We start from the raw sequence: 20,704 nt of genomic DNA on the forward strand, positions 1-20,704 counted from the left end.
GGGTATTAATTTAAAATTATAAAACTGCGATTAATGATATTTCAACATTAACGTCTTTAGGTAACTTAGATACTTCCACCGTTTCTCGAGCTGGTGGGTTTTCTGTAAAATATTTTCCATAAATTTCATTCACCACAGTAAATGAATCCATAGACTTTAAAAATATGCTGCATTTCACCACATTATCAAATGTCATCCCTGCCGCTTTTAAAACTTCCTCCAAGTTTTTCATAACTTGCTCCGTTTCTAGTTCTAGATCCCCAGACAAAGAAGCCTGATAAGCTATTTGCCCAGAAGCATAAAGTGTATCTTTAATTAGAACCGCTTGTGAATACGGCCCGATCGGTTCTGGTGCTTTTTCCGTATATATAATATGTTTTTGCATTTCTATTGATTTTATTTAAACGAGACCTCTTACAAAACTAAACAGTATTGGAAAACGCCCTTCTTATTTTTATTAAAAATCCAGAATTAGGCAAAGCCAAAACAAGGCTTGCAGCTACTCTTGGTAAAGAAAAAGCTTTAGAAATCTACCTTAAACTTTTGGCACACACTAGAGATATTGCTCTAAAGACCAAAGCCGAACGCCATCTTTTTTATAGTCAATTTATTGACAAAACTGACGCTTGGGATAACAAGGAATTCATAAAACATCTTCAAAACCCTAATCCGAACTTAGGCAACAAAATGCTTGCTAGTTTTGAGCACTTGCTTAACTCAGGCATCAAAAGAGCTTTAATAATAGGCAGCGACTGCTTAGAATTAAATGCTACCATTGTAAATTCGGCATTTGATGAGTTAGTTAAACATGATACCATTATAGGACCTGCCAAAGATGGCGGATACTACAGCATCGGTTTCAATTTTGAAAAACTAGGACAAAGAGCTCCTTCGGTTCTAAGAGATACTTTTCTAAACAAAACATGGTCTCATGAGCATGTTTGCTCTGAAGCCTTAGCCGCCTTTGACAAACATCAGCTCTCCTACACCCAATTGCCTATATTAAGCGATGTGGATGTAGAAGAAGACATTCAGGCTTATTTAGAAAAGTTAAAAGTTTTGGTTTAAACCATGTCAATTATACCTCTTACATAACCAACAGATTCTGCAAGGCCAATCATAGCATGGTCTGCATCTTTTTCATATTCCATGCCTAAGACGCCTTCATACTTAATCTCTTTTAAGGCTGCCATAATACTTGGAATATTCATTTTTCCACGACCTACTTCCAGCACCTTTCCATCAGGAACCTGCTCATTTACATCCTTAATATGAACATCATAAAGGCGGTCTTTAAACTTTTTCAATTCCGTAGCAGGGTCTAAATTAAGTCTGAAGGTATGCCCCACATCTATACATAAGCCAATTCGCTTATCAAGATGTTTGATTTTATTGTAAACACTTTCTGGTGAAGGGAATATTTCATCTTCCGGCCCATGATTATGAATAGCTAAAATAATATCTGTTTCTTTTACTTTTTTCTCTATTAGAGGAAGCAACTCATGATTTGGTGCACCAATAATCATTTTAAGACCAGCCGCCTTGGCATAGTTAAAATACTTGTCTACATCTTCTGGAGTTTTCATGTACATCACACCACCACCATAAAGATTCAGACCTCTAGCTTTAACTTTAGCGGTTATTTGTCTTAGCTCTTCATCAGAAGATTCATAAGGCAAGTGGAAACTTTTAAATGCCACATCTTTAATGTTTAATCTTTGGCATATATCGATTAGCTCATCCAAACTATACTTTCGTAATGTATAAGAAGCCAAACCCACCCTAAGCTTATGTGCATTAACCGGTGTCTGACTTAAAGGCTTGAAAGATAATGAGCTATAGCCCAAAGCACCTACTCCAAGCGTTTTGAGGAAATTTTTTCTTGAGAAGTTCATTTATTATATAATTGGTTGAATACTCTAAAATACAATTATTTCAGTTCGCCCAACTTGGAATGGTGGCTATATTTTCATTGAATAGTTCATCAATATAATATTGTCGACGAACGGTTTTGTTACAAGCACTAGGGTTATCTCCTATTACATATTCGCATGGTTGATATGGTCCATCCAAAATTAACGTCATAATGCTTTGGGGAGCTCCACTAGGAAAAAGTAACTCTTTATGCTCTCTGTTTAACAAACAATGCCCTAACTCATGAAAGACTAAGGCTTCTTTATTTTGTTCTGGCTCTTCGCTCCAACAGTCAGACCTTAAACTAATCAATACCGTTCTTTGCTGCTCCTTATTTCCGCTTGGTCTTTCACATTGCCCACAACGGTCTTCTTCAAGGCTATCTACAAAATCCACAACAAGGTTTTCCCGCTGAAGATTAAGTCCCCTATTTTCAGCTTCTTCGTAAAAGGTGTTCACATAAGTTTTGAGGCTATCATTAATACGATATTCAAAAACAAGAGCCTCTTTTTCACAGCCCAGAGAAACTAAAAGAAGAAAAAAAGCAAGAAGCCTTTTCATATATTTCAATATTGTTTTGTGAATAAAGATACATAGGAGAACAAAAACCACACCCTAAAACAAAAAAAACCGAAGGCAAAGCCTCCGGATTTTATATTCAACCCTATTGAAATAATATTATTTTTCGCTTTCATTTTTAAGAGAAACTAAGATTAATACTAAGTTCTCACTCCTAAAACTGACTGGTCAAGATTTCTTTTTAATTATCTTCACTCAGCGATATTTAAATCTTTTTTTACTTTTCAAAAGCTCAAAAACTTATAAAAAGATGCTTCAAAACCTTTGACTATTTAGCCGAACTAGCTGCCTTCGCTTTCGCTGCTGGCTTGGTAGTTTTTGCAGCTGGTTTTGACGCCTTTGCCGCAGGCTTCGTAGCTTTTGCTACAGGTTTTGTAGTTTTAGCAGCTGGCTTTGCAGCTACCTTCTTTACTGTCTTCTTGGCTACCGTTTTCGGTACTGAAATAACACAGTTATCTACCTGATAACTACCTACAAAACTATAATCATCAGCGTTACCATCATTAACCCATCTACCATCATCAAGAAGGTATCTGTATTGGTAAGTTTGACCAGTTTCTAAAGAAACAGAACAACTTAATGAACCGTCTTTGGCTTTCTTAAGTTCAACACCGTTTCTTGTGTCCCAATTATTAAACTCTCCTACTAAAACACCAGTAGTAGCATCTCCTACTATTTCTGCTGCCAATGAAAAACTAACTTTCTTTTTAGCCATTGATTAAATAATTATTACGTTACAAATGTTGGAAAACCAAACTGAACAATTGAAAGAAAGATTAATTAAATGCAATAATTCTTTGAAAAGTACAATTCTTTAAAAAATACAATCAATTTAAAACAGATAAGCTTTTGATTTTAGCCTATTTATTTAGGTTGATGCTCTTTTCTTAAGAGGTCATTTACTGTTTTTACAGGATTAAAAGTTATCAATGGTACCTCCACAAACAAAGTATTCCAGTTTGCCATGGCTCCATTCCATAAACCCGGAAGCTCCTGAGCTTTAAGAGTTTTACCAGTTAACGACTTTTCTGTTATAAATCCCGTTTTTGAATCTCTAAAAGTTAAAAGGTCAAACTTCTCTTTCTTAAAATCCTTGGTTGACACTATTAAATCCACTGGATTAAAGTGAGTCGCATTTTGAAAGATTTCCGACTGGCTTTTGCTATTAAAATTTATTTGAGCCGACTCCACTACTTGTAATGAGACAGATTCATCTGCATTTTGAGCCCAAAAAGGTCCACCTCCAGGCTCACCTACATTCTTCACCATACCACATACCCTAATAGGCCTGTTTACTTTCTCTTTGGCATAAGCCAGTTTATCTTCGTTTGACCAGTTTCTGAAGCCCTTTGGTGGTACCACGCTAAGTTCGTTCTTCAAAAAGCTTAAGGCTTTCTGTCTTGTATAGTCTGAAACTTCATCTTTATCTAAACGTTTCGCAAAATTGAAAAGCTTTTTCTGGTAAGATAAAAGCAAACCTGCTAAAGCCTTTTTATACTTTATCGTTTCTTCTTTTAAATGGTCAGGCACTACATTGTCAATATTCTTAATAAAGATAACATCAGCATCTTGCTCATTAAGATTTTCTAATAAAGCACCGTGCCCTGCAGGTCTAAACAGCACAGAACCGTCTTCCTTTCTAAATGGCGTGTTATCCATATTGACAGCTATAGTGTCTGTACTTTTCTTTTGAACAGAGAAACTGAACAAGAATTGTACACCAAATTTCTCTTCATAAGCCTTTTTCACATCTGCTATTAGAGCCTTAAACCTAGTTTTATGCTCAGGTGAAACGGTGAAATGTAATCTTACTCTTCCATTTCTGTTGGCATAAGAAGCTCCTTCTACCATATGCTCTTCCACTGCAGTTCTGGTTCCGTCAGGATATTCATGAAACTCTAGAAGTCCTTTTGGCAAAGAGCCATAATCTAAACCCTCCGGATTTAATAGGCCTTCTAATAAACTTTGAGCGTCGGTTTTCCCTCCTGTTACTTTTTTAAGGCTTTCAGCAAAAGCAAAACGATTAATCTCATTGACAAAGGTATCAACCGCTTCGGTAGTCTTTCCTTCATCCTTTGCGGCAAAAAGTGCTTTAAACATTCTAGATGCTGCTCCAGATGCTGGCACAAATTTTAATAATTTCTTTTTTGAAGCTTGCTGGTCAAAAAAATCGACCATCTCATTAACTTCTGCATCTTCTAGCTTTATAAGACCATCACCTATGGTGGCAGCTTTTTTCACTTTCAAAAACGGAAAACCATTTTTAAAGTTTTCTATCTGCTCTTCCACTATTTTTAAATCACTTCCTCTTTTAGCTATTTGGCTAAGATCTTTTTCTGAAAACATTGCAAAGGGTATTTAGGTCTGTAAAATTTGCTTTAAAAATAGCAATCATATCTCAGAAATGAAGGCTTATCCTTAAATGAACGAGTATTTTTTAAGACCTTTGAAAAAAAGAAAAAGCATTTTGGAAGAAATTTTTATCAATTGTAGAAAAGCGTCAAAGAGTTTGGCGTCATTGAGTTCGGAGCAGAAAGGAGATATTTTAAAAAGTCTTGCAGAAAAGATTGAAGGTTCTGTTGACAAGATCAAAGTTGAAAACAAAAAGGATCTTGACAGAATGGAAACTTCAGATCCTAAGTATGACAGGTTACTCTTAACAGATGCCCGTATACAAGGATTGGCTAATTCTCTTAGAGTAGTAGCCTCTTTAAAAGACCCAGTAGGAGAAGTTTTATTAAAGAAAACACTCCCTAATGGCTTAGAGCTCGAAAAAATAGCCAACCCACTGGGTGTGGTAGGTATTATATATGAGTCAAGACCGAACGTAACTATCGATGTAGCGTCGCTTTGTTTACGGTCTGGAAATGCGGCCATACTTAAAGGTGGAAAAGAAGCACACTTCTCAAACACCATTTTAGTTTCGCTGATACATGATGTATTGACAGCATTCAATATCCCTACGGAGGCAGTAACTTTATTACCAGCAGATAGAGCCTATACACATGAGCTTTTAAAAGCTGAAAAATATGTGGATGTAATTATCCCTAGGGGTTCGGCAGGTTTAATAAACTTTGTAAGAAGCAATTCTTTAATACCAACCATTGAAACTGGTGCCGGCGTTTGTCATACCTATGTAGAAAAAACAGCAGACTTAGATATGGCAGCTGCCATTATAGTAAATGCTAAAGTTACTCGCCCTTCGGTTTGTAACTCTTTAGATACTGCCATTGTAGACAAAGAAGTGGCTGCCGAGCTTATCCCTAAAATTTTAGCTGGCTTCAAAGAATTTAATGTTGAAGTTTATGCCGACGAAGTAAGCTATAAAATCTTCAAAGAGAACGGTTACGAATTACTTCAAAAAGCAACTCCGGAAGACTTTGGTAGAGAATGGTTAGATTTTAAAGCCTCTTTTAAAGTAGTAGATGGTTTTGATGAAGCTTTAGAGCACATCGAAAAGAATTCGTCTCGTCACTCAGAAGCTATTATTACTGCTGACACGGCATTGGCCGAAAGATTTATACGTGATGTAGATGCTGCATCTGTTTACCATAATGCCTCTACTAGATTTACCGACGGAGAGGAGTTTGGCTTAGGTGCGGAGATTGGAATTTCTACACAAAAACTACATGCAAGAGGACCTTTTGCTTTAGAAAAAATGGTAACGGAAAAGTGGGTTTTAAGAGGTAACGGTCAAATAAGATAAGTGAAGAAAGAACTTCTAGAACTAGCTAAAGCTAAAGTTGACTTAAGACTTAACGAAGCAAAAAAAGCAATGGAGGCTGCACAAAACGCAGCAAACGAAGATACTAAAAGCTCGGCTGGAGACAAATTTGAAACCAGCCGAGCCATGGCTCATAATGATCACGTTCTATATTCTAGACAATGGCATGAAGCCAACTTAGATAAGAACATATTAAACAGCATTGACCCAGAAAATACATTTGTATTAGCAAGTCAAGGCTCTTTAGTAAAAACCAGTATAGGAATATTTTTCCTGTGTATAAGTTCAGGAGTTTTAAAGGTAGAAGGAGAAAAGGTTATGCTAACCTCCATGTTATCGCCTATTGGAGAAATTCTTAAAGGATGCAAAACAGGTGACAAAGTAGCCTTTAGAGGTAAAGACTTAAAAGTGCTTTCGGTTAACTAAGCCACTGAAATACTTTTGATAAAGGCTTTTGCCAAAGGGTATACCATTTTGGCTTAATGCCATTAATCTTCCATGCTCTTCGGTCTTCCCTATTGGCCCTAATTCTGTTTTTCAAAGAAACATTACTTACACCCCCTGCTCTCATTTTCATTTGAACATGCGGAACATAAGAAGCGTCTACGCCTTCTTTATAAAGCATACGAAGCATCAATTCATAATCGCCCGCAGATTTAAACTCTGGCTTAAAAAGACCAAATTGCTTGTAATACTCTTTCTTTAGAAAAAAAGTAGGATGTGGGGGCATCCATCCCTTTAAAAAGTTAGATTTATCATAGGCTTTAGCCTGCCACTTTCTGGTAATCTTAGATGTGTCTTCTGCCTCCACATATTCCAAATCTCCATAGACGGCTCCTGCATTAGACTTTTCAAAAGCAGCAACTACCCTAGAAATAACCTTATTATCGGGAAAGAAATCATCCGAATTAATTATTCCAATCACATCACCTGAGACCAGCTCAAGCCCTTGATTCATGGCATCATAAATACCTTTATCTGCTTTCGAAACAACTTTGATTTGCCCTTCATATTTTGAAAGCAATTCCAATGTTCCATCAGAAGAGCCTCCATCCTTAATTACATATTCAATATTGTCATAGTCTTGACTTAAAACCGTTTCAATGGTGTGATCAATAGTTTTGACAGAATTATAACAGACCGTAATTAAAGAGACTTTCATTAAATGTTGAATTGCAAGACTTGCGTTCAAAAAACTGTGTAAAATCTAAAACAGATTACACTTTATACTTTCGTTAACAAAGGTAGCGGTAAGTCATGAAACATTTTTTAATAGAATTACATTATTATAGTGAGATATTGTTTAATTGAAAATATGAACTTCACTAAAAAACTCTTCCTTCTTCTTTTCATTGCCAGTGCTCCCGCATTTGCTCAGAAATACAACTATAAAAACTTAGTAATGGAAGGCGGCGGAATCAAAGGCATAGCCTACGGAGGAGCCATGCTTGAGTTAGAAGAAAAAGGGATACTGAAAGACATAGTTCGTGTGGCGGGAACCTCTGCTGGAGCAATCCAAGCCAGTTTATTGGCCGTAGGCTACTCGGCTACCGAAATTTCAGATATCATTGCCAATACACCCGTGGAATCATTTAATGATGATGGATTTATCTCACGAGGAACCAAAAGGCTTTTTAATGATTTTGGTTGGTTTAAAGGCGATAGTTTTTTAGCCACCATGGAGCAGCTAATTTTTGAAAGGACGGGAAATAGAAACCTCACTTTCAAAGACTTACATTTATTATCAACCACGTATCCATTTAGAGATTTATATGTTGTGGGTGCAGATTTGACAGAACAGAAATCAGTCATTTTCTCGCATGAAACCTATCCGAACATGCGTGTAGCTGATGCTGTTAGAATTTCCATGTCTATCCCTATTTACTACAAAGCCTTATGGGTAAACTGTGATGGGAAAATAATGGAAAACCCCACAGCAGAAGACAAGTGTCACCTTTTTGTAGATGGTGGAATACTGATGAATTATCCTATTGAGATATTTGACAACACTCGGTTTTTAAGCAATCCGAAAACGCCTGAAAAGCATGTTTTTAATAAAGAGACTATAGGTTTGCGTTTAGACCGAATGGAACAAATAGACCAAGAGGTAAAGAACGGAAGCGGTATCGCTCCTTACGAAATCACTGATTTCAACTCTTATGTTTCAGCTCTTTCTAGCATTTTAATGAGAAACGTAAACCCTGCCCACCCGGAAGATGTACACCGAACCATTTTTATAAACGACTTGGGGATGAGCCCAAGGGTTAGAAAAATACTGCCAGACGAAAAGAAACTAATGATGGATAGCGGCAGAAAAGGTGTTTTGGACTTCTTGACACGAACTAACCTAGTGACAGATTAAACATTCTTTTGTAGCTTTGAAGCCTTAAAATTTAACAAAAACTCTATTCCTATGATACGTAAGCAAAACATACTTTGCCTGGCTTTAATGGCCACTTCTATAACCGGATTTGCACAATATTCTAGCACTCCGCCGGAAGTGTCTCCTATGCCGATGAAACCTGAAATGACTGAAATCTGGGAACCAGAAGTACAAGTTGTTACACCTGCTAAGAAATTAGGAGATGCCCCTTCTGACGCTATTATCCTTTTTGACGGAAGTAATTTAGACCAATGGACTAGTGCCAAGGACGTTACAAAACCAGCACCTTGGACTATCGTAAACAACGACCATTTAGAAGTTAAGCCAGGTTCTGGTGGCATTCAAACTAAAATGAAATTTAGCGACATTCAGTTACACATTGAATTTTCTGCCCCTGATAAAGTAGAAGGTGTGAGTCAAGGAAGAGGAAACTCAGGTTTGTTTCTTCAAAACAGATATGAACTTCAAATCTTAGATTCTTATCAAAACAGAACTTACCGTAACGGACAAGCTGGAGCCATTTATAAAGATGTAGCTCCTTTGGTAAACGCAATGCGTGGCCCATTAGAGTGGAACACATATGATGTTATTTACACGGCAGTAAGATTTAAGCCAGATGGCAGAGTGGACGCTCCTGCAAGAATCACAGTGTTACATAATGGTGTTTTGGTTCAAAACAATACTACAATAGCTGGTTTGACAAACTACATTGGTTTGCACATGTACACTGACGCTCATGGTGCAGACGTGATTGGACTTCAAGACCATGGCAACAAAACGCAGTTTAGAAATATCTGGTTGAGAAACTTGTAAGACATTTTCTAAAGAAAACAAAAACTTGGGAAGGCATTAGCCTTCCCTTTTTTTAATGACAACAGTTAAGGCAAACAACATTTTCAGGTTCTGTATCAATCAATTAAACATTGACGAGAAAGAGGCTATTGCCTACATTTTACTGGAAGATGCATACGGAATTACCAAAACAGACATACTACTAAACAAGGAACTAATCCTTGACCAAAAATTTTTAGACACACAATTAAAAAGGTTAAATGCTCAGGAGCCAATTCAGCAAATAGTGGGCTTTACCTACTTCAGAGATAGAAAATTTAAAGTCTCAAAAGATGTATTAATTCCAAGACCAGAGACCGAAGAGATAATTGACTTAGTTAAAACTTTTGACTCAAAGAAGCCTTCTATCATTGACATTGGCACTGGTAGTGGCTGCATTGCCATAACGCTTGCTTTAGAAATTCCAGAGGCAACTGTAAATGCACTAGACGTTTCTAAAAATGCTCTTAAAATAGCGAAGCAAAATGCCGAAGACCTGAAAGCCAAGGTCAATTTTATAGAAGCCGATTTCCTTAACTATGATGAAGGAAACTTTGATATCATAGTGAGTAACCCACCCTACATCAAGGATTCTGAGCGGCAAGAAATGTCTAAGAATGTTTTAGACTTTGAGCCAGCATTAGCACTTTTTGTTAAAGATGAAAATCCGTTGATATTTTATACAGCAATAGCCAAATACGGCAAAAAACATTTAAATAAAGATGGCTTTATTTGCGTTGAAATAAACTCGTATTTAGGTCAAGAAACCAAAGAGGTCTTTGTCAGTCAAGGTTTTAAAGAGGTTAAACTGATACAAGACTTTTATAATAAAGACCGTTTCGTGACGGCAAAAAGCTAAGTCGATATCGTTTTTAGTAACGAATTGATTAATTTCACAAAATTTCAAGATTTCAATGGCAGAAAATCAAAACCTTCAAGAAAAGATAAAAGGCGTTTTTGAAGAAGTTCAGAAAGTAGTGGTAGGGCAAGATTACTTGGTCAATCGTCTATTAATAGGGCTTTTTACGGGCGGACATATCCTGCTAGAAGGTGTACCTGGTTTAGCTAAAACAAAGACCATTAACACTTTGGCTCAAGTTTTGGACTTAGGTTTTAAAAGACTTCAGTTTACGCCAGACTTGCTGCCTGCTGATTTAATTGGTACCATGATTTACAATCAAAAATCAGGTGACTTTGAGGTAAAAAAAGGGCCAATATTTTCGCAATTAATACTGGCAGATGAAGTAAACAGAGCTCCTGCAAAGGTGCAATCTGCCCTACTAGAAGCTATGGCAGAGAAGCAAGTAACCATAGGCTCTGAAACATATCAATTAGACCGCCCATTTTTGGTAATGGCTACGCAGAACCCCGTAGAACAAGAGGGTACTTATCCTTTACCAGAAGCTCAGGTTGACAGGTTTATGATGAAGGTTTTTGTAAATTATCTTGACAAAAACAGTGAATTGGAGGTTATCAGAAGGATGACTAATTTAGATTGGGATTATAAACCACAAACGGTTCTAACCGCAGAAGATATTTTAGCCATCCGTCAGGGTATAAACAAGGTCAATATCTCTGACATGTTGGAAAGGTATATAATAGAGCTCGTTTTTGCCACACGTTTTCCTGCTGACTACGGGCTAGACTTAGAAGCTAATTACGTACAGTTTGGCGTTTCACCAAGAGCTGGAATTGCCCTTTATAACGCAGCCAAAGCAACTGCCTTTTTTGATGGCAGAGATTATGTACTTCCAGAAGACATTAAGCCTTTAGCAAAAGACGTTTTCGGGCACAGAATAATATTGAACTACGAAGCTGATGCCGACGGCGTCACTACAGAGCAAATCATTGAAAAGATACTTAAAACTGTGGCTATAGCTGGCCGCTAGTTTTTATTCAAAACAGCGGCAGCTTCTTTGGCAAAATAGGTCAAAATAACGCTTGCTCCTGCCCTTTTCATGCTAAGCAGCATTTCCATCATCGCTTTTTCTCCGTCTATCCAGCCATTATTCGCAGCGGCTTTTATCATGGCATATTCGCCAGAAACATTATAGGCTGTTACGGGAATATTGAAATTATCATTTAACAATTTAATTACATCTAGGTAACTAAATGCGGGCTTAACCATAATCATATCTGCCCCTTCATTTATATCCAATTCTGCTTCTAAAAGAGCTTCTTTTGAATTAGCAGGATTCATTTGATAGGTCTTTTTATCACCGAATTTTGGAGCAGACTCTAAAGCATCTCTAAACGGACCATAAAAAGCAGAAGCATATTTAGCAGTGTAAGCCATGATGCTTACCTCTTGAAAGCCTTCGGCATCTAAAGCGGCTCTAATAGCTTCTATACGGCCATCCATCATATCAGACGGGCCAATGATGTCGGCTCCTGCTTTGGCTTGAGCTACTGCCATCTTACACAAAACCTCCACGGTTTCGTCATTCAATATTTTACCGTCTTCTACTATGCCGTCATGCCCATCAGAACTGTAAGGGTCCATGGCTACATCTGTCATGATAGCTAGTTCAGGAAATTTTGCCTTTATGGCACTTAAACTTTCTAAATAAAGCGTTCCCTCTTGATGACTCTCCGTAGCATATTTATCCTTTTTAGATTCGGGATAATTAGGAAAAAGACAAATACATTTAATTCCCAGAGCTACTACTTCTTCTAATTCAATCAGAAGTGTGTCCAATGAAAACCTAGAAATACCAGGCATCGACTTAATTTCCTCTTTTTTACCAGTACCTCCCGTCACAAACATCGGAAAGATGAAATCATTGACCGATAGGCTATTTTCAGCCACCATTGACCTTATGGCTTCACTTTTTCTGTTTCTTCTAGGACGATGTAATAAATTCATAGTTTCTGCTTTTTGAAGCCACAAAGATAAGGATTGTAACACGCCCTACAGACAGAAAACGTTTAGAAAAAAGGTGTTCGTTAAATTTTGACTTAACTTGTTACTTCAATAAAATTTCTAATGAATTTTAATCCACTCCATATTAGACTTTCACGCTGGGCTGCTAAAAACATCATGGTCTCGCGTTTTGTATTTGCATGCACCGAAATTTTTAGAATTTCTATCGCATTTTACTTAGGCAAAGCATTGATTCCAGCATTAAGTACACAGGAATATCTTATTCTTTGCATTGGACTGCTCTCTCTTTCTTATGTTTTAATAAATCAAAAAACGAAAAGAAGTAACTTCAAAAAGTACTTTCAAAATGGCTTTGTCATCATGTGTTCTTCTTGGCTTCTCTTTTTTTGTACAGGAAGTTTCTTTTCAAACCATGAATCAAGCAGAAATACTTATAGCGTTTTAGCTAATGATGTACAAACCACTCAAAAAAGTGGACTACTGGAGGAAATAATCAAAAAAAATAAGGTCGAAATAAAAGCGAAAGAGAAGAAGAAAAAAGGCAAAATGTCTTTCTCCACAAAAAGAAAAATACTTTACGGCCTACTCTTCTTACTGAGCCTACCTCTAACTCTTTATGGACTAGCCTTTGCTTGCAGCCTTGGCTGCTCTGGCTATGTATTTTGGCCATGGGTAATGTATATTCTTTCTTTCGGAGCTCTAGCCGCAGGCTTCTTTTTTATCGTAAAACTCTTTTCAAAAAAGAAACCTAGGAGATATCGAGATTTAAGCAAACGAGAAAAATGGAAAGCTTGGAAACCTTTTTTTATAAGCTGGATACTTGTTTTAGCTGCAATAGCTATTTTTATCGCATTTAAGAGCTAGCTTAAATAAACACCTGCGGTCAAAAACAACATTGAAAGTAAAGCCAATATCAAAACAAGTGGCCAAACGAACTTCAGCCATTTGTTAAAACCTACATTAATCATGGTAAGTGAAGCTAGAATCATGCTTGTAGGATTTATAAAAGCCATTAACCCTTGCCCGTAGATGTAGGTATTTACTATCATTTCACGACCGATTCCCACCACATCTGCCAGTGGGGCAAAAATGGGCATGGTAAGCACCGCCATTCCTGAAGAAGATGGTATAAAAAGTGATAAGCCCATGTAAACGAAATAGAGCATATTGATAAAGATGCCTTTTGGCATATCAGAGACTAAACCCGAACCTGCATCCAACAGGGTGTCTGAAACTTGACCGTTTTCCATTAAAACAGTAATACCCCTAGCTATTCCAATAATCAATGCTACACTTAATAAGTCGTTTGCCCCAGAGACAAATGCTCTTACAAACTTCTTTTCACCTACTCGGCCAACTATACCAATTAAAACAGCACCAACAAAAAAGATGGTAGTCATCTCTAAAAACCACCAATCCAGACTTGAAACTCCATAAATCATCAGAACAAAGCAGGAAGTAAAAATGACTAGGATTATTTTCTGTTTTAAAGTCAATGCTTTTATCTCACTTCCCTTTTTGTTCAAAAAAGCAGCTTCTATCTCTTCTTTTTGGTCATAGATGACTGATAATTCTGGGTTACGTTTTACTTTTTTGGCGTAGCGTAAAATATACCATAAGCAAATTAATGTTCCAGAAGCCAGCATCAATAGCCTTCCATTCACTCCTAAAAGCCAGTTAATACCTGCAGAATCAGAAGCAATAATCACAGAAAAGGGATTAGTAGTACCACCCAAAGCTCCAATAGAGGAGCCAATAAAAATACATGACAAAGCTACTATAGCATCATAACCTGCCGCCAAAAACACTGGAACTAGAATGGGGTAAAAGGCGATGGTTTCCTCTGACAAACCAAAAGTGCTACCTCCTGCTGCCATTAAACAGGTTACTATTATTATCAACAGAAATTCTTTCCCTTTTAGCAAGTTTGACAAACTAGCCACCCCAGAATCAAAAGCATTCGTGCTATGCACCACACCAATCATTCCGCCTAAAATAAGCACAAACAATATGATGTCTATGGAGTCTATTATCCCTTTTAAAGGAGCTTGAAAAAATTCTAGAAAGCCCTGTGGTTTTGAGTCCGTTTTGTGATAAGTCCCCGGAATACCAATTGGCTTCCAAATACTTCCACTTGTAAAGTTTTCTAAAGGTATTTTTATTCCTAAATCGTCTAAGGTTTCTTGGCTTGCGGGAAATTTGCCTTCTGACTTACCAGTTCTCAGAAATTCGTTAGCATCTGTCGAATAAGCTAATCTATCATATTCTCCAGAAGGTAGAACCCAAGTTAATAAAGCTACCATTGCAGCAATAATAAACAGCACCGTATGAGCCGTTGGAAATTTAAGTGATTTCATAAAAGGTAATTTATCAAAGCTAAGAAAGAATACCTTAACACAAAAAAGTGAAGCACAACGGCGTCATGCTTCACTTTAAAATATCTAAAACTGAGAATTACAAGCCCATACCTGCGTAAAGCTTAACATCATCTGCCTGAATTACTTCACCGCACATAATAACAAGACGCTCTACCACATTTCTAAGCTCTCTAACATTTCCTGTCCAAGGCAACTTCTTCATCTGTTCCATAGCCTCTGGAGAGAAACGCTTTAATGGTTGGTCTGTGTAATCTTCCCCTACATCTTGAAGAAATTTCTCTGCTAAAAGAGGAATATCTTCTGCTCTATCTGCCAGTGCAGGTACATGAATAGGAATTACATTAAGTCTATGGAATAAATCTTCCCTAAACTCATTCTCAGCAATAGCCTGCTTCAAGTCCTTATTAGTTGCAGAAAGAACTCTAACGTTAATTTTGATTTCTTTTTCTCCACCAACTCTTGTGATTTTGCCTTCTTGCAAAGCTCTAAGAACTTTCGCTTGAGCCGAAAGGCTCATATCGCCAATCTCATCCAAAAACAAGGTTCCGTTATCAGCCTGCTCAAATTTACCTATACGCTGCTTAACAGCAGAAGTAAATGCACCACGCTCATGACCGAAAAGCTCACTTTCAATAAGCTCAGAAGGAATAGCAGCACAGTTAACCTCAATTAACGGCTTCTTAAGTCTATTGCTTTTTTCATGAATTTGCTTAGCCACCATCTCTTTTCCTGAACCATTAGGGCCAGTAATAAGAACTCTAGCCTCGGTTGGTCCTACTCTGTCGATAGTTTCCTTCACCTTCATGATAATTGCAGACTCTCCTACAATTTCGTTTTTCTTATAAACACGTTTTTTAAGTGTTTTAATAACCTCAACGTCGTTTGCTTTTTCTATGGCATTTCTTACTGTCACCAAAAGTCTATTAAGGTCTGGTGGCTTAGTAATAAAATCAAAGGCTCCTCTTTTGGTAGCTTCTACTGCATTTTCAACGTTCCCAAAAGCCGATACCATCACAAACTGTGTAATAGAACCCTCTTCTTTAGCTTTTTGAAGAACATCTAGCCCTTCCAGCTTTGGCATCTTGATGTCACACAAGGCTACATCATATGGTGCATTTAACACCATTTCTAGCCCCTCCTGACCATCTTTAGCTTCGTCAACTTGGTATCCTTCATACTCCAAGATATCTCTTAAAGCGTCTCTGATACTTTTTTCATCATCTATTACGAGGATTTTTGCCATCTGGGTTTTTCTGAATTATGTATTAAGTGATTTATAATAAGCCTATCACCTATTTATGTGGCAAGATAGTAAATTTTCTATCAAAGAAAACCTTGTCAATCATTAGATTTTGGCTGTTTTTCCCTTTTCAAAAGCTAAAAACCTCAAAGCTTTATAATTCGACAAATACTTTCGGTAAGCAAGAGCTATATACGAAGAGCCGTCAAAAATTCACCGATTCAGCCATTAGCGGTACAATTTTTGCAACTAATATTAGAAGGCTTCAAAAAACTGAATATGAAAAAGGAATTTGTCAAAATAGTATTATTAACCCTCTTATTACCTCTAGTGTTTTCTTGTAAAAAGAAAAACAAAGGCGATGTAGACCCTTTCTCAGGTGATAATGGCGTGTGCCCACTATTGTCAATGGTCAATGGTGAAGGAAAAACGGTTCGTGATTTTGAATATGTTCAAGATAATCTCATACGTATTTACACCATGGAAGAAAGCGAAACTGTCATGAGCTTTAAATACAACGAGAAGGGTTTAATCAAAACCATGGAAGTAGAAACCGAAAACAATACCGAGTCTTTAAAAGTAACTTATACCTACGACGATAACGACAGAGTAAGTAAAACGAGCACTTCTGTAGGTGGCTTACCTTTTATGGAAAATTCTTTCGTTTTGAATGATGGGAAAATTTCTGCGGTAGTGACTACCGTTAGCCTTTACGGGAAAAAGATTTCAGGAAACACTAGAATAGTTTACAACGGAAAAAATGTTTCTCAGGTACTAAGCAGTATAGACGGAGAGCCAGAAAAACTAGCCTTTGTAGGCGATGTATATGACGACAAACCTCAGTTTCATCCTAAAGCCTATAAAATAGCCGCTTTAGGTTTTGTGGGTATTGCCAATAACTTTTTTAGCTTTTTTGGAGAAAACAACCTTGTTTCTGGCAGGATTTATGATGAATCAGGTAAAGTAGATCAGAAAACAGACATTAATTACTCCTATAACAATCAAGGCTTACCAATGGCATCTGAAACTACAACCGAACGAGGAGATGTAACGAGCACTCAAACGGTGAGTTATGAGTTCAAATGCAACTAAAGATAATTATGTGCTACACGACTAATAATCCAGTGTAGATTTAAAAAAAGGCCACCCTAGGGTGGCCTTACCTTTTTTAATACGTTTCAGTAAATTACTGATTAATAAGAATGTTTCCTTTACCGCTTCCCATTATCACCACTTTGGCATTTGGAGATAAAGACAATTCTTTCTGAGCTAAAATAGCTTCATACTGTAATTGCTTATCTGTCAAAGTAGAAGTAATGATTTTTTGATAATCCGCAATACCTCTAGCCTCAACTCTTTTACGCTCTGCTTCCTGCTGCTCTTTTTGAAGTACAAACTCCATTTTTTGAGCATCTTGCTCTGCATTAATTTTGGACTCAATTGCTCTCTTTACAGATTCTGGTAAAGTGATATTACGAACCAAAAGCTGCTCTAAAACCAAACCTCTATTGGTAAAGTCGCTATCAATAGCTTCAAAAATCTTAGCCTGAAACTCTTCTCTTTTAGAAGAATAAAGTGAAACCGCTTCATAGTTGGCAGCCAAATCTCTAATTCTTGTTCTCGCAATTGGCCTAACTATCAAATCTCTATAGCTGGTACCTAACTCCCTATAAATAGAAGGTGCACTAGAAGGTATAATTCTATATAATACAGTTAAGTCAATAGTTACCTCAAGTCCATCTTGAGACAAGGCCTTAATGGCATCATCGTCTCCTGCATTTCCTGCATCATTAACTCCAGACATGGTATAGTTTTGAGTTTTAATATCAAACTCTTTTATCTCCACCAATGGATTTACAACGCTCAGACCACTTGGCAATGTTCTTTCGTGCACATTTCCGAATAATGATTGAACGCCTACTTGACCTGGGTCAATTTGAATAACAGCCTTTGACAATGCTCCCAGTGCTAATAAAACAAAACCAGCTATTCTGATAACCCCTGACAGTTTTTGTACAGGCGACGTTGGCGTGTTTACTACAAAACTAGCAATAATGGCCGCTAGGCCTAAAAATAATAACAATGACATAGTCTATCTATTTGATTGAAAGCTCAAATTACAAAATTTAGACGCCCCAAACTACCCAAATAGGATAAAGGGAATCTAACATCTCCATACGGTTTTTAGCCATTAAGATTGGAGGAAATCTTGTATGAGTTTATTTCAAACTTTAAGCCTATTTTTTTCTTTCTGGCCTAGTTAAATCCAAAGTGCTATCTGCAGCCATTTCAGCTCTGATACCTCTTGACCAATTTAAAAGTTTTATTCTTTCTACTGAAGTTAAATTTGCCTCTTCATGGATTCTTACATACTCGTCTAGCGGCATTTTATTTTCTTCCACTTCTTCTTCCAGCTCTTCTAATTTATGATGTGCCCTCCATGGCTCGTAAGCCAAAAACTCCGACATGTCAAAATGCTTTTTGCCATCTTGGATATGGTCATCTAAATACCAAGCTACTGGTTGAATATTAGCATACCACGGGTAAACGGTGTTATTAGAGTGGCAGTCGGTACAGGCTTTTTTCAATATTTGATGCACATCATCAGGCACCGCATATTTGACACTAATATCATTGACAGAAACACTGTCTGAAACATTTTTCTCTGGTCTTATTAATTGAATTACAAAAAGAACCGCCAGAAGAGCTAAAAGAATTTTTTTGACCATTTTTAAGGGATTATTGAGCTTAAAGCTAATAGAAATAAGAGTAAATAGAAAAGGCCTATTGAAATTTGACCCAAAACTAAATCTTTTCAAATGGTAAAAAAGGAGAATCTTTAGTCAAGAAAGTATCCGCTCAAACACTACCAAATTCTTAACTCATCAATGCCTAAGCTAAATCGATTTAGGTTTCGTTTATTTTTGTTATTATTGCGTTTACTTACGTTTACTTTTGTTTAAACCTGTAAGCGAAACAAATAACCCTATTATGAAATCATTCCTTTTCTCTGCTCTTGCCTTATTGACACTAGGTGTTCAGTTGGTATCTGCTCAAAAAGTAAAGCAGCCTGAAACCGACACAGAACTCTCTAAATTCTTAATCAAACATATTCCTGCTCAGTATCCCGGCAGTTCTTTTGCTCATCATAATGATTGGTTTCAGGTATTTATTCCAGAATATGATTTGACGGTAAGTTGGGGGCTAACACCTCAAGAAAGCTGGCCGCTTAAAGACATGGAAGGACTTTATGAAAACAAATCTATTTTCATAGTGAAAGAAAACAAAAATGATTGGGCAGAAAACCCTAAAGTTGACTACTTCGAGCAAACTGGTTACCTCGTTTCTGAATATTCCACAGCTACTATGGCAAACTTTGACATAGGCCGGCTTACGGTTATTCATTTTAACGGAAAACCTCAAAAATTCGTTGAAAAAATGGCACAAGCCTACGGCCAAAATCCAGATAAATCGGAATTAGACTTCGTGTATTGGCTGAAAGCCTATGTAAAGAAAATGTACCCCAGCCAAGAAATTAGCTATCACGGAGCATGGTATCAATCTGTGATTCCGCAGCATGACCTTACCGTAACTTGGGGAACCATGGACAAGCCACAAATGCCCATAAAAGACCTGCATGGCGTAAGGGAAGACAAAACATTTTTTATAGAAAAAACCGACAATGTAGACTGGGATAAACATCCTTCTGTAGACTATGTGGACGAGACAGGCTATTACCTTAAAAAGTACATTGCCTCTAGCATGGGCGATTTTGAAGTAGGCGACTTATGTGTGGTTCATTTTAATGGTAATGCTGAAAAGTTTGTAGAAGAAATGGCTAAAGCATGGCGAAACCATGAGCCTGCTGCAGGAAAACCCTACACTCCTTTCCCAAACGACAAAGTAGTGGTCACCAAAGTCAAGCACTTTGATAACATGTGTTGGAAAATAGCCGCTGCGGGCGGAACATGGTATTTTGAAAATGGTGAGACGGAAGGAAAATCTGGATTTAGCAGTGCTTTTGACCAAATAGGAAACGACTGGATAGGGAATGATGCCGACAGAGGTTATAATAAATCATCTGCCAAGGGAGGAAAACACGAATACCGTGGCTGGCCAAACTTTGGCGAAGGGAATTTTAATCACCCTCAAAGAAAAAGTAATTCCACATCGTACTGGGTAGATGAACATGGTAAGAAATTAACATTCAGCGACAAACTAGAAGGCGAGCACCTCATCATGCGAACATCTAACGCCACATATGATTTGGAGTACCACTTCTTCCCTACTCATGCTGCCATTAAGATTTTAAAGGCAGATGATAAGTATGCTTTCCTTTTTGAAGGACCTGTAGGTGGCGAGCAAGACAACGCCGACTATTATGCACTAAAAGATGGTGTTAAGAGAGAAATAAAATCTGGAGGGCTAGGATACCTCAACCCTGAGTTTGGCAACAAATTCCCTTCTCCATTCTTTTATTTGGCCGATAGCGACCCAAAAGACACCCAAGTTTTTTATGCCGGCGTTAAAAACACAGGTCCAGCATCTGCAGGAGATGAAGGCTGGCGACAAGGAGACAACATGGTGATTTTTAGTTTTGGTAGAGACGAAGATAAACGTGCCTACTCCGGAACCGAAGCCATTTGTGTTTTTGGATTCTTTGACAAAGTCAACCATAAAAAAACAAGCAAATTCATTGAAACGAGGCTAAAAAAGCCTTTTGAGTTTGTTGGGGAGCGATAGGGAGCTAGATTGAAAAAATCAGCACGCT

General features: G+C 37.4%; 21 protein-coding genes. 10 read left to right on the plus strand and 11 right to left on the minus strand.

Features of this window, described 5'->3' with window-relative positions:
• Window positions 1-16 precede the first annotated feature (16 nt).
• On the minus strand, window positions 17-385 hold the full coding sequence (locus tag AC0L6O_RS20775) for a Rid family detoxifying hydrolase (RefSeq protein ID WP_473305091.1): 369 nt from the start codon (window positions 383-385) through the stop codon (window positions 17-19).
• 47 nt (window positions 386-432) lie between these two features.
• Between AC0L6O_RS20775 and AC0L6O_RS20780 the strand changes: the two genes are divergently transcribed.
• The gene (locus AC0L6O_RS20780; RefSeq protein ID WP_473305093.1) at window positions 433-1,068 is read left to right on the plus strand and encodes a TIGR04282 family arsenosugar biosynthesis glycosyltransferase; all 636 of its coding nucleotides are present in this window, start codon (window positions 433-435) and stop codon (window positions 1,066-1,068) included.
• On the opposite strand, the gene AC0L6O_RS20785 is transcribed toward AC0L6O_RS20780, so the two are convergent.
• The 4 genes from AC0L6O_RS20785 to AC0L6O_RS20800 form a co-directional block, all read right to left on the minus strand.
• A complete protein-coding gene (locus AC0L6O_RS20785) occupies window positions 1,065-1,895 on the minus strand; it encodes a sugar phosphate isomerase/epimerase family protein (RefSeq protein WP_473305094.1) in 831 nt (276 codons plus the stop codon). The two genes, AC0L6O_RS20780 and AC0L6O_RS20785, sit on opposite strands and share 4 nt — an antisense overlap.
• Before the next feature lie 40 nt (window positions 1,896-1,935).
• On the minus strand, window positions 1,936-2,475 hold the full coding sequence (locus tag AC0L6O_RS20790; protein WP_473305095.1) for a putative metallopeptidase: 540 nt from the start codon (window positions 2,473-2,475) through the stop codon (window positions 1,936-1,938).
• A 286-nt stretch (window positions 2,476-2,761) separates the two neighbouring features.
• A complete protein-coding gene (locus AC0L6O_RS20795) occupies window positions 2,762-3,208 on the minus strand; it encodes an isoamylase early set domain-containing protein (RefSeq protein ID WP_473305096.1) in 447 nt (148 codons plus the stop codon).
• 149 nt (window positions 3,209-3,357) lie between these two features.
• Window positions 3,358-4,839: a DUF4301 family protein gene (locus AC0L6O_RS20800; protein ID WP_473305097.1), complete on the minus strand. Its 1,482-nt coding sequence runs from the start codon at window positions 4,837-4,839 to the stop codon at window positions 3,358-3,360.
• Window positions 4,840-4,939: 100 nt separating this feature from the next.
• Between AC0L6O_RS20800 and AC0L6O_RS20805 the strand changes: the two genes are divergently transcribed.
• Window positions 4,940-6,199 carry a glutamate-5-semialdehyde dehydrogenase gene (locus AC0L6O_RS20805; RefSeq protein ID WP_473305098.1) on the plus strand — a complete coding sequence of 420 codons (1,260 nt, stop codon included), beginning with the start codon at window positions 4,940-4,942 and terminating at the stop codon, window positions 6,197-6,199.
• On the plus strand, window positions 6,200-6,643 hold the full coding sequence (locus tag AC0L6O_RS20810; RefSeq protein ID WP_473305099.1) for a transcription elongation factor: 444 nt from the start codon (window positions 6,200-6,202) through the stop codon (window positions 6,641-6,643).
• Here the strand turns inward: AC0L6O_RS20810 and AC0L6O_RS20815 are convergent.
• Window positions 6,636-7,379, minus strand: coding sequence for a glycosyltransferase family 2 protein (locus AC0L6O_RS20815; protein ID WP_473305100.1), 744 nt, complete (start codon window positions 7,377-7,379; stop codon window positions 6,636-6,638). The two genes, AC0L6O_RS20810 and AC0L6O_RS20815, sit on opposite strands and share 8 nt — an antisense overlap.
• Window positions 7,380-7,532: 153 nt before the next feature.
• On the opposite strand from AC0L6O_RS20815, the gene AC0L6O_RS20820 reads away from it, so the two are divergent.
• From AC0L6O_RS20820 to AC0L6O_RS20835, 4 genes are read left to right on the plus strand one after another with little or no spacing between them, the layout of a single operon-like run.
• Window positions 7,533-8,579 carry a patatin-like phospholipase family protein gene (locus AC0L6O_RS20820; RefSeq protein WP_473305101.1) on the plus strand — a complete coding sequence of 349 codons (1,047 nt, stop codon included), beginning with the start codon at window positions 7,533-7,535 and terminating at the stop codon, window positions 8,577-8,579.
• A 51-nt stretch (window positions 8,580-8,630) separates the two neighbouring features.
• On the plus strand, window positions 8,631-9,413 hold the full coding sequence (locus AC0L6O_RS20825; RefSeq protein WP_473305102.1) for a 3-keto-disaccharide hydrolase: 783 nt from the start codon (window positions 8,631-8,633) through the stop codon (window positions 9,411-9,413).
• Between the two features lie 55 nt (window positions 9,414-9,468).
• A complete protein-coding gene (gene prmC / locus AC0L6O_RS20830) occupies window positions 9,469-10,290 on the plus strand; it encodes a peptide chain release factor N(5)-glutamine methyltransferase (RefSeq protein ID WP_473305103.1) in 822 nt (273 codons plus the stop codon).
• Window positions 10,291-10,345: 55 nt separating this feature from the next.
• Window positions 10,346-11,320: an AAA family ATPase gene (locus AC0L6O_RS20835; RefSeq protein ID WP_473305104.1), complete on the plus strand. Its 975-nt coding sequence runs from the start codon at window positions 10,346-10,348 to the stop codon at window positions 11,318-11,320.
• Here AC0L6O_RS20835 and hemB read toward each other — a convergent pair.
• Window positions 11,317-12,297 carry a porphobilinogen synthase gene (gene hemB / locus AC0L6O_RS20840; RefSeq protein WP_473305106.1) on the minus strand — a complete coding sequence of 327 codons (981 nt, stop codon included), beginning with the start codon at window positions 12,295-12,297 and terminating at the stop codon, window positions 11,317-11,319. The two genes, AC0L6O_RS20835 and hemB, sit on opposite strands and share 4 nt — an antisense overlap.
• Window positions 12,298-12,417: 120 nt before the next feature.
• Here hemB and AC0L6O_RS20845 point away from each other — a divergent pair, with 120 nt between their 5' ends.
• Window positions 12,418-13,179: a hypothetical protein gene (locus AC0L6O_RS20845; RefSeq protein ID WP_473305107.1), complete on the plus strand. Its 762-nt coding sequence runs from the start codon at window positions 12,418-12,420 to the stop codon at window positions 13,177-13,179.
• Here the strand turns inward: AC0L6O_RS20845 and AC0L6O_RS20850 are convergent.
• Entirely contained in the window at window positions 13,176-14,672 is a 1,497-nt protein-coding gene (locus AC0L6O_RS20850) for a YfcC family protein (protein WP_473305108.1), read from the minus strand. The genes AC0L6O_RS20845 and AC0L6O_RS20850 overlap by 4 nt on opposite strands.
• A gap of 97 nt (window positions 14,673-14,769) precedes the next feature.
• On the minus strand, window positions 14,770-15,936 hold the full coding sequence (locus tag AC0L6O_RS20855) for a sigma-54-dependent transcriptional regulator (RefSeq protein WP_473305109.1): 1,167 nt from the start codon (window positions 15,934-15,936) through the stop codon (window positions 14,770-14,772).
• 276 nt (window positions 15,937-16,212) lie between these two features.
• Here AC0L6O_RS20855 and AC0L6O_RS20860 point away from each other — a divergent pair, with 276 nt between their 5' ends.
• Complete coding sequence (locus AC0L6O_RS20860; RefSeq protein ID WP_473305110.1) at window positions 16,213-17,025, plus strand: hypothetical protein; 813 nt, start codon at window positions 16,213-16,215, stop codon at window positions 17,023-17,025.
• Between the two features lie 94 nt (window positions 17,026-17,119).
• Here AC0L6O_RS20860 and AC0L6O_RS20865 read toward each other — a convergent pair whose 3' ends face one another.
• Together AC0L6O_RS20865 and AC0L6O_RS20870 are read right to left on the minus strand one after the other, a co-directional pair.
• The gene (locus AC0L6O_RS20865; protein WP_473305111.1) at window positions 17,120-18,022 is read right to left on the minus strand and encodes a prohibitin family protein; all 903 of its coding nucleotides are present in this window, start codon (window positions 18,020-18,022) and stop codon (window positions 17,120-17,122) included.
• Window positions 18,023-18,170: 148 nt separating this feature from the next.
• Window positions 18,171-18,662, minus strand: a complete 492-nt coding sequence (locus AC0L6O_RS20870; RefSeq protein ID WP_473305112.1) for a heme-binding domain-containing protein — start codon at window positions 18,660-18,662, stop codon at window positions 18,171-18,173.
• A gap of 262 nt (window positions 18,663-18,924) precedes the next feature.
• On the opposite strand from AC0L6O_RS20870, the gene AC0L6O_RS20875 reads away from it, so the two are divergent.
• Window positions 18,925-20,676 (plus strand): hypothetical protein, encoded by a 1,752-nt coding sequence (locus AC0L6O_RS20875; RefSeq protein ID WP_473305114.1) that lies wholly within the window; start codon window positions 18,925-18,927, stop codon window positions 20,674-20,676.
• The last annotated feature ends 28 nt before the right edge of the window (window positions 20,677-20,704 follow it).

The organism is Arcticibacterium sp. GJ41-1 (assembly GCF_055808875.1).